General features: G+C 56.3%; 2 protein-coding genes. One reads left to right on the top strand and one right to left on the bottom strand.

Annotation, left to right across the window (positions count from 1 at the left end):
• Nucleotides 1-347 precede the first annotated feature (347 nt).
• Entirely contained in the window at nucleotides 348-1610 is a 1263-nt protein-coding gene (locus AB4043_RS22585; RefSeq protein ID WP_442308162.1) for a sigma-54 interaction domain-containing protein, read from the top strand.
• Between the two features lie 243 nt (nucleotides 1611-1853).
• Here AB4043_RS22585 and AB4043_RS22580 read toward each other — a convergent pair.
• Nucleotides 1854-2393 (bottom strand): NAD-dependent epimerase/dehydratase family protein (locus tag AB4043_RS22580; RefSeq protein ID WP_442308161.1); only part of this gene is annotated, 540 nt, incomplete at its 5' end.

The raw sequence follows: 2393 nt of genomic DNA, 5'->3' as shown, positions 1-2393 counted from the left end.
CTGCAGGCATTGAAGCACACTTCGCCGTAGGAGTTTAGGCGTCTCAACAACCGGCACAGGTGCGCCTTGGAATCTGGGGTACACCATACGCCTGTTCACATAAAAAAACGAGCCGTTTCAAACATATTGACGTACTTAAGGTATCCGTGATGCTAAGGACTAAAGTAGTCGCAATTATTACAAGCTCAAGGCCATTTATTCAGACTGCCGAGGCTACGCTTCAATCCGAGGGACATCTTGTTGAGGTCTTCGAATCCCTGAAAGAAGCCTTGGCGGCTTGCCAGACACGCCATTTCGATGCTGTCATTTTGGACGTTTCCGCACGTCCTCCCAGAGATGAGACTTCGTTGTCGAGACTTAGTCAGCAGGTGGGTGCGCATCGCATTTGGCTGGCGCCCCCCCTGGGTCTGAGCCCGTGGGTTCAGGATGCAGAGACGCTTGGGATTCACCACTTCCTCAAAGCCCCGGTTCAACGCCCTGAGCTCGAAGAGATGCTTACGGAACTCTCCCAGTTGGCGGAGGAGTTTGCAGTTACTCGCGAGGCGGATCATGACGTCCGGTCAACTTCCGGGCGCTATCATCTGGAGGAGATAGGCCATAACCGCTACTTTCTTGCAGCCTCGCCGGCCATGATGCGAATTTACGAGAACATTCGCCTGCTTGCTGCCGTTGATGTCCCTGTACTTATCCTCGGGGAGAGCGGCGTTGGCAAGGATGTCGTTGCCAATCTCCTTCACAAGCACTCTCGCCGCTCGTCGCATACCTTCAGCTCTGTCAATTGCGCCGCCCTTCCCCCGGACCTGCTTGAAAGCGAGCTCTTCGGCTATGAGGCGGGCGCCTTTACCGGGGCCGTCAAGGCGAAACCCGGTAAGTTCGAGCTGGCCGATCGGGGAACCCTCCTGCTGGACGAAATCGGCGAGATGAGCGCTCCGATGCAGGCTAAGTTGCTTCACGTCCTGCAGGACGGCCGTTACTCCCGTCTCGGTGCACGGACTGTCTCAACCGCCGATGTCCGGGTGATTGCTGCCACGAACGTTAACATCGAGAATGCCATCACGGATAAGCTCTTTCGCGAAGACCTCTACTATCGCATCRGCGCCTTCACGATCAATATTCCTCCGTTGCGCGAACGGCGGGAGGAGATTCCGTTCCTGGTGGAACAGATGGTTAAGCGGCAGGCCGCTCAGTTCCAGCAGGACCCGGTCTATATCTCACCACGCATCGTCTCGTTGCTGCAGGAATACCACTGGCCTGGAAACCTGAGGGAGCTGTCCAATGCCGTCATACGCATCCAGATCCTCAAGGGTAGCGATGCCTCCGTCGCCGATATCGAGAGCAAGGTAATGGGCCGTGCCACCATCACGGAGCAGGTCTGCCCGACGGTTGAAGGAGAACCCGATGCCAGCGTGACCCATATGCGCTCCATCGTCCGGAACTTCAAGGACCAGACCGAAAGCCGGCTGATACAGCAGGCACTGGAGGCAGCTCGCTGGAATCGCAGGCACGCCGCTGCCGCGCTTCGCATCAGCTATCGCACCTTGCTTTACAAAATCGACCAGTATCACTTGAAGGAAGCTAGAGCACCAATGCGGTTTTCAACGGGTCACTAAGGAGCACCGGAGACCGGGGTACCATAGCAATCAGCTTCGCGAAGATTGGGCTTTAGCGCTGGGCTTTCCTCATAAAGGGAAGGCGCAGGGCTAAAGCCCATTATGTTTGTCCTATCAGAGGGCTGCTGGAGACCTGGGGCGGTAGCCTGAGTTAGCATAGAGCGCGTCTGCCCCCGCGAAGTTTGTTCGCCGGGGGGACGCTTATGGAGTCAGGTTAGATAGGAATTAGAGCCCACATGGGCTCTAGACCAGCGCGGCCTTAAGGCTTCCACTCGCCTGAAGTTGTTCCTTCTGCCATGCGATTGTCTTCATAAGACCGATCTCGAGTGGCACCTCCGCGCGGAAGCCAAACAGTCGTTCTGCCTTCCGGATATCCGGAACTCGACGGCGGACATCCTCGTACTTACGTCCTGCTATCTCGTTGTAAGGGACGAATGTAATACGTAGCGCTCCCTCTTTTCCACTCAAGCGATGAATGCTGTGTGCCAATTCCAGGATTGAGATCTCAGTATTGTCCCCGATGTTGACGATTTCGCGATTGGCATTCTGGGATTCGGCTGCAGCTACGATGCCACGCGCCGTGTCCTGAACAAACGTAAAGGATCGCGTCTGCAGGCCATCGCCATGGATGGGTATGACCTCCTCCCGCAGGATAGCGCTGATGAAGACAGCCTGCGGGCCTCCCCACCAGCTCAGGTTCTGACGTGGCCCATACGAACCAAATATCCTCAGAACGGTCGCATTGATTCCTGCTTCTTCCGCCATGGCAAGCACGAGGTGTTC

Origin of the sequence: Terriglobus sp. YAF25 (assembly GCF_052113305.1) — a bacterium.
Lineage (GTDB): Bacteria > Acidobacteriota > Terriglobia > Terriglobales > Acidobacteriaceae > Terriglobus.
The sequence above is the reverse complement of the archived record's forward strand: the minus strand, read 5'-3'. Positions and strand labels throughout refer to the sequence as shown.